Origin of the sequence: uncultured Campylobacter sp., from assembly GCF_938045775.1 — a bacterium.
Classification (GTDB): Bacteria; Campylobacterota; Campylobacteria; order Campylobacterales; family Campylobacteraceae; genus Campylobacter_B.
The window spans coordinates 1-7343 of the sequence record NZ_CALIBH010000009.1; the positions used below are offsets into that span (position 1 = coordinate 1).

The window sequence follows — 7343 nt, forward strand, 5'->3', positions numbered from 1 at the left end:
TATTATATTTAAGCTAATATTAAAAATATGATTGAAATTTTATAAATTATTTTACTCGCTAATATTTTTTATCCTTAAGATAAAATTTAAAACAACTTAAAACAAATATGGTGTAATATTTCAAAAGTATCTTGACCTAAGGCGAAATATGGAAAATATATTTTTAGAATCTTACGACGTATTTAAGGTATCGAAAAATGCGAGCAAGCTAAAAATTTACAACGACTTTTTAAGAGACAACAAAAGATACTCCGTAACGCGCTGCTACTATGTCATAGTTGTGGATAATACATTTTTGACCTACTCGCATTTGATGATTTATGAGGAGCTGCTTTATCTTCTGTATTCGCAGAACAAGCTAAAAAACGGCGATTTTTCGCTGACGCTCAAAAAATCGGAGCTCGCGAAAAAATTTAAGACTGACATCACCAAAAGCGCGACCGAGACGATAAAGCGCTTTTATGAGATGCAGCAGGTCAAAATCACTATTTTCGTAAAAGACAAAGTCGAAAAACAGATGAATATCATAGAGCGCATCGACGCGCCGCAAAGCGAAAAATACGGCGACATCCCCGACGAGATAAATATCTCGCTAAATTCCGAGTTCGTGCGGCTCTACCGCTGTGCGTATCTGGATAAGATCGAGTATTTAAATAGCTTCGATATAGAGCAAGGCAGCTTCATCCGCTACTTTATGCAGCACGAGCTGGACGGAGGCGTCAAAAGCTCTGCGATCATCGATAAAATGGGCGTTACAACGTATCTACCTTTCACTTATAAAAAGCGCTTCGAGCAAGAGATCGCAAGAGTAAGCTTTTACTATAAAAACGAGAAATTTTGCATAAAAGACGGCTTTGTTGTCATCGAAAACCACGAAAACAAGGCGATAGATAATCAAAACGCGTCGATTGAGCTTTTCGGCGTGATATACGAGCAGATAACGCAAAATTGCACCAAAGCCGTTACGCTAAACGAGCAAAATTTAGCGAAGTATTATGCGCGCTTCGGTAGGTTTGAGACAAGTCAGACGGTGTTTAAAATTCTAAGCAACATGGAGCTCATGCTAAATCAATCGATGCAGAAAGAAAACGCGAAGATCTCCTGTTTTTCGCACTTTTTTGAAAGTATCATCTGTAAAAACGGCAATGAATTTGAAATTTTGATCGAGTTGAATCAAAAGGGTTTTGAGTATATCGTATCGCGTAGCGCAAATTTGGACTTTTGGAACGTCGAAGCCGCAGACTATGGACTCACGCCGTACCCTGCAAATAGCTGTGCGACAAACGGCAAACTGGGATAAATTTAAGAGGGCAAATTTAAAATTTAGCCGCAAAACGCGTGAGCGCGCCCGCCGCACCTAGGACAATTCGCGGGCAAAATTTTAAAAATTTACTCCTGCGTCCTTAGCTCGGCGATGAGCCCGTCAAGCTCGCCGCTATTTTGCGCGCTCAAAAGCCGCTCGTTTATAAGCCGCATTTGAGCCGAAAATTCGCTACCAAGCATATCTGCGACGAAATTTTCGCTCTCGCTCTCATCCATCACCGGATACATATCGCGCCAGATGTCGGTTATCCACCAGCCGCACTTTGAGACGCAGGTAAAGTCCTTCAAAACGCCCGTCTTTAGCTTCATCATCACTTCATCGGTTTGCTTGATCTCGCTTGCGACGAAGTCTCTGTGGATGCCATCTAAGCAGGTGAAAATGCGGTGTCCTAGGCTTTGGACACTGTTTTCGGAGCAGATTCTAAACTGAAAGACGTTATCTTTAAAATTTAGATCGGATAAGCAAATTGGATGCTTTTGAGTAAAATTCGGAAACGAATCGAAGCTCCTATCGTCAATGCTAAGCGCCCAGTTAGAGCTTGGATTTTTGCGGGCGAACTCGCCGAAACTAAGCCTGATAAATTCTTTATAGCTTAGCTCTTCGGCGGTGAAAAAATCGTAGTTAGCGCAGTTTGCAGCTTTAAAATCTTTAAATTTCATGATCCCTCCCGTAAAATTTTAGCAAAAAGTATCGAGTGCGTAATTTTACCATTTGCTTTTAAGAATTTATAAATATTTATTTTCAAATCTAAACAAATACAAAGCCAAACTATAGGAATTTTTTTGTAAAATAATAAATATATTCGAAAGGCGGCGCGCTTTTTAGTATCGTAAAAGGCGCTCGGGCGCGAAATAATGTTTTGGTGTCAAGAGAGAGACTTGAACTCTCGACCTCCGGCTTATGAGACCAGCGCTCTAACCAGCTGAGCTACCTTGACACGCGAAAAGAAATGGCAAGTATAGCTAAATATTCTTATTTTTAATTGAAACACTTTAAAAGGAGAGAAAATGAATGCGGCTTTGATTTTATTAGTCGTCATAGTTTTGTTAGTTTTGGCGTTAGTGGGCGTTTACAACTCGTTCATCGCTAAGCGTAACCAGGTGCGAAATATCGCCTCTACCGTCGATACGCAGCTTAAAAAGCGCTACGACCTCATCCCAAATTTAGTTAGCACCACGCGCGAATATATGAGCCACGAAAACGCCGTGCTAACGCGCGTTAGCGAACTTCGCTCGCAAGCGATCAACGCGGCTTCTAACGCGGATAAATTTAAATTAAATAGCGAAATTTCGGCTCTTTTGGGGCAGATCCGCATTGCGGTAGAGGCGTATCCGAACCTCAAGGCTAACGAATCCTTTGCCAAGCTACAAAATGCGTTAGGCGAGTGCGAGGAGCAGATCAGCGCCGCACGCCGCGCTTATAACGGCGCCGTTACGGTTTATAATAACGCCTGCGAAATGTTTCCTACTAACATCATCGCCAGCGTTTTTAACTTCGCCAAAGCGGAATTTTTCGCCGCCAGCGAGCAAGAAAAGCAAGCCCCAAACGTCTCTGAGCTTTTTAAAAAATAGGCGCGAGACGTAGAAAATTTACGATGAAATTTTAAAATTCCATAGCAAATAATGCCGAGCATCGCGAGCCTAAATTTATAGCGAGCAAAACAGATCACGCGCAAAACACATATTTTTAAAGAGACTTCGCTTTGCACCGCATGCGCTTGACATCTCGTTTGAGCTATTTTGCGGTGTGCGGCACTTAGAATTTTAACAATAAAATTTTACGAAATTTATTTGATTTGTATTTTCTCGGCGCACAGGAGCTTGTTTTAACAAGCAGCGCAACACCAAATTTTAAAAATCTAAATTCGCAGTGTAAATTTTCGTTAGCTTGCCGCCGGTGTTACTTACAGAAGCGGCAGCAAAAGTAACGCCTCGTTAGTCGTGAGTAATTTTGCAAATTTGCGCCTCGGTGGCAGTTGTGAGGTCCTTCGGCGCGAGAGCGATCTGTTTTCCGCGCACGCCTGCGCTAACATAAATTTTCTCCTGCGTTAGCGCTCGCTCATCGATGAAGGTGCGGAAGTGCTTTTTCATCCCAAGCGGCGAGCAACCGCCCCTGATGTAGCCCGTGACCTTTTGCAAATCCTTCAAATCCATCAGCTCGCAACGCTTCGCACCGCAGATGTGCGCGAGCGCCTTGAGATCCAAATTTAAATCGCCCTGCAGGCAGGCCACGACGTATTCGTGATCCGCCGTGCAAACTATCGTTTTATAAACCCGCTCGATCGGCTCGTTCACGCTGTTTGCCACGTGCACCGCGTCTAAATTTAAAGGATCCACCGCGTATTCTTTGATCTCGTAGGGAATTTTCAAGCTATCCAGTACGCGCGCGGCGTTCGTCTTTGAACTCATTTCGCCTCCTTAAATTTAATAGCGGATTTTGTTTTCTTTCAAAAAATCGCGCAGATCTTCGTATTCGCTCTGATCGAAATAGCGCCATTTGCCGGGTTTTAACATCCCAAGCGTCATTCTACCGAATGCCGTGCGCTTAAGCTCCACGACATCCAGATCGAAATAGCCGAAAAATCTACGCAGCTCGCGGTTTTGCCCCTCGTTAATGATCGCCTTTATCTTCGTATAACCGCCGCTGCTAGGCATTATGCGGTAGCCCAAAAAGGGTTTAAATTCCATCGATTTGATCTTGCTTTTGGCGTGCGCGCCTTTGCTCGCATCTGCGGCAAAAAAGCCCTCGCGGATCGCCGTTACGACCTCGCCCCCTACCTCGCCTTTTACCTTTAGATAGTACTCTCGCTCGATGTCGCTGTTCATCAGCGCCGTAGCGATTGCGGGCGCATCGGTCAGCAGCAAAAGCCCTTCGCTTGCAAAATCCAAACGCCCTACGCTAACAAATCTGCTAAACCCCTCCGGCAAGCTATCGTAAATCGTCCGCCTGCCGCGATCGTCCTTTTTAGTAACTAACTCGCCTTTGCGTTTGTTATAAACGATCATTGTAAATTCCGTCTTGGGCTTGATAAGACGCGAGCCGATGCGGATCTTCTCCTCGCCGCTAACCTCGATAAAATCGCCAACGACGCGACCGTTAACGCTAACCTTGCCCTGCTTGATCAGCTCGTCCGCCTCACGGCGCGAGTAGGCGGTGTTATGAGAGATAAATTTATTCAGGCGCATCTTTTGCATTATTTTAGCCCCAAGCTCGTTAGATCATGAATATGCAAAATCCCTGCAGGCACGCCATTTTCGACTACGGGCAGGACTTGAATTTTGAATTGCTCGATCAAATTTAGCGCGTCTATGGCTAACATATTTTTATCGTCCAGCATTTTAGGGTTTTTGGTGGCATATTTTAGCGCAGCGTCATTGATGTCAAAATCCTCTCGCATCAGCGCGCGGCGCAGATCGCCATCGCTTAAGATCGCCTCGAGCGTGCCTTTTTTGTTTACTAACAAGACAGTGCCGAGCTTTCCGTGCGTCATAACGTCGATAGCTTGTTTTAGGCTGGCGTTACGGCTTGCGACCGGTAAATTTTTACTTTGCATTACGTCTTTTACTTTGACGAAAAGCCGCTTACCGAGGCTTCCGCCGGGATGAAAATTTGCAAAATCCTCCTTGCCGAATCTGCGCTGCCTCATCAAACAGATCGCTAACGCGTCTCCTAACGCAAGTGTTAGCGTCGTAGAAACCGTCGGCGCAGCACCTAGCGGGCAGGCCTCTTTGACGATGCTAAGGCTTATGAACTCGTCGCTAACCTTGCCGAGCGAGCTGTTTTTATCGCGCGCCATCGCGATGATCTTTACGCCGAAGCGTTTGAGGTGAGGTAGGATCCTAACCAGCTCCTCGCTCTCGCCGCTAAAACTGATCGCAAGCACCATGTCGTCCTTGCCGATCATGCCCAGATCGCCGTGCAGCGCCTCGGTAGGATGGACGAAAAACGACGGCGTGCCAGTACTGGCAAGCGTCGCGGCGATCTTAACACCTATGTGGCCGCTCTTGCCCACGCCGGTGACGATTACTTTGCCTTTGCAAGCCAGGATCAAGTTTACGGCTCGCTCAATTTCGTCGCCGATAAGCCCCGCATGCCGCAAAAGCTCCGTTCCTTCGAGCTTCAGCACCTCTCGTGCCGTATCTAAAATTTCACTCATTCAACCTTCTTTTTAAAATTTGCTTTCATTTTGCGCCTCTTTACGCCACGCTTAAATTTGCGCTAGTCGAAATTTAGCGCCCTTGAAATTTACGCCATAAAATTCTAATCTACAAAATCGCGCGCCGCTCTGCCTACTTGCCACGGGCTTGTTAGACGCTTTTTAAATTTTATTTTACGCCGAAATTTTACGCTCAAATTTTACTTGCCGCTTTGAAATTCCAACGCTGCAAAGCCCACTCACATCGCAAAATTTCACGCCCGAAAGCTCATCCGCGCCATAAAATTTCACTCGTCCGCCGCAAGATAAAAGCCTCCTTGCGAGATAAATTTAGCCGCGCTTACATCAAATAAATCACCGGCACGATGGTCGGATATTTTTTGATCTTTCTAAAGATGTGCTTTCGCACGGCCTGGCGGATCTTGCCCTCCAGCGCCCAGTGATCGAGCAAAATTTCATCTTTTAAATTCGCTAAAAACTGCTCGATGATGCCCTGCATCTCCTTGGTAAAGTGCGCCGTTTGATTATCGGCGACGAGCCCGTAGGTGATGACGCGCGTCTGAATGAGCCTCTTTTCGTTTTTGTCGATCTGCGCGATGATGACCGCGACGCCCGCATCGGCTAAATTTTGGCGGTGCTTGACGATCTCATCAGAGATCTGCTTGTTGATCTGATTATCGATAAAAACCTTGCCCGTCTTGACGGTCTTGACGCGCTTTAGATATTTTTCGCAAACCTCCATCTGATCGCCGTCGTTCATCAGATAGATATTTTTCTCCTCGATGCCGCACTCCATCGCGGTCTCTTTGTGCTTTACGATGTGATTATACTCGCCGTGCACGGGTAGGAAAAATTTCGGCTTTATCAGGCGCAGCATGAGTTTTTGCTCCTCGATCGAGGCGTGCCCGCTTACGTGTATCTCGCTGAAGTCCTGATACGCGACCTTTGCGCCGCTTTTTAGCAGGTAATTAAGCACGGTTGAGACGCTGCTTTCGTTGCCCGGGATCGCTTTGGCACTGATGATTACTTGGTCGGTGGATTTGATCTTGATATATTTGTGCTCGTCCGTCGCCATACGGTACAGCGCGCTCATTGTCTCTCCCTGCGAGCCGGTAGTAACGATTAAAACCTCATTATCGGGGTATTTGGAGACCTGATCGGCATCGACGAAGATTTTTTTGTCTAAATTTACATAGCCGAGCTCCATCGCGGTAAATAAATTCCGCTCCATGCTTCGCCCGATGACGCAGACCTTGCGGCCGTATTTTACGCCGCGCTCTATAGCCTGATATACGCGGTGGATGTTTGAGCTGAAGGTACTCATTATCACCCGCCCCTTACAGCTTGAAAATATCGTATCAAAGGTCTTTCCTACTGAGCTTTCGGACTTTGTGATCCCCTCTTTGTGCGAGTTCGTGCTATCGCTCATCAAAAGTATGACGCCCTGATCGCCGTAATACGCAAGGCGGTTCAGATCGGTCGGATAGCCGTCAATCGGCGTGTGGTCGATCTTAAAATCGCCCGTGTGGATGATGGTGCCCGCCTTCGTCGTGATCGCTAGCGCGCTTGCATCGATAATCGAGTGCGTTATATGGATAAACTCGACCTCAAAATCGCCGATCTGATAGAGCTGACGCTTCTGCACGGGACGGAAGTAGCTACGCTCGGCTTTGAGGCCGTGCTCTTCAAATTTATTGCTTATCATTCCCAAAGGAAGCGGCGTAGCGTAGATCGGGAATTGAAATTCTTTGAAAAAATATGGCATCGCGCCGATATGATCCTCATGCGCGTGGGTGATAATGATGCCTTTGATCTTGTTTTTTATCTTGCGAACATAATCGAAGTCGGGGATTAAAATGTCCA

General features: G+C 46.1%; 7 protein-coding genes and 1 tRNA gene. 2 read left to right on the top strand and 6 right to left on the bottom strand.

Annotation, left to right across the window (positions count from 1 at the left end):
- The first annotated feature begins 148 nt into the window (after positions 1-148).
- Positions 149-1300, top strand: a complete 1152-nt coding sequence (locus Q0238_RS00250; RefSeq protein ID WP_297941710.1) for a hypothetical protein — start codon at positions 149-151, stop codon at positions 1298-1300.
- 89 nt (positions 1301-1389) lie between these two features.
- Here the strand turns inward: Q0238_RS00250 and Q0238_RS00255 are convergent, their stop codons facing one another.
- Positions 1390-1983, bottom strand: coding sequence for an effector protein (locus Q0238_RS00255; protein ID WP_297941713.1), 594 nt, complete (start codon positions 1981-1983; stop codon positions 1390-1392).
- 201 nt (positions 1984-2184) lie between these two features.
- Positions 2185-2261, bottom strand: a tRNA-Met gene (locus Q0238_RS00260).
- 70 nt (positions 2262-2331) lie between these two features.
- On the opposite strand from Q0238_RS00260, the gene Q0238_RS00265 reads away from it, so the two are divergent.
- A complete protein-coding gene (locus Q0238_RS00265; RefSeq protein WP_297941715.1) occupies positions 2332-2895 on the top strand; it encodes a LemA family protein in 564 nt (187 codons plus the stop codon).
- 363 nt (positions 2896-3258) lie between these two features.
- Here the strand turns inward: Q0238_RS00265 and ybaK are convergent, their stop codons facing one another.
- The 4 genes from ybaK to Q0238_RS00285 all read right to left on the bottom strand — a co-directional run.
- A complete protein-coding gene (gene ybaK / locus Q0238_RS00270) occupies positions 3259-3732 on the bottom strand; it encodes a Cys-tRNA(Pro) deacylase (protein ID WP_297941718.1) in 474 nt (157 codons plus the stop codon).
- Positions 3733-3747: 15 nt separating this feature from the next.
- Positions 3748-4509 carry a pseudouridine synthase gene (locus tag Q0238_RS00275; RefSeq protein WP_297941726.1) on the bottom strand — a complete coding sequence of 254 codons (762 nt, stop codon included), beginning with the start codon at positions 4507-4509 and terminating at the stop codon, positions 3748-3750.
- A gap of 8 nt (positions 4510-4517) precedes the next feature.
- A complete protein-coding gene (locus tag Q0238_RS00280) occupies positions 4518-5480 on the bottom strand; it encodes a KpsF/GutQ family sugar-phosphate isomerase (RefSeq protein WP_297941720.1) in 963 nt (320 codons plus the stop codon).
- A gap of 340 nt (positions 5481-5820) precedes the next feature.
- The coding region (locus tag Q0238_RS00285) for a ribonuclease J (protein ID WP_297941723.1) at positions 5821-7343 on the bottom strand (1523 nt) is incomplete at its 5' end.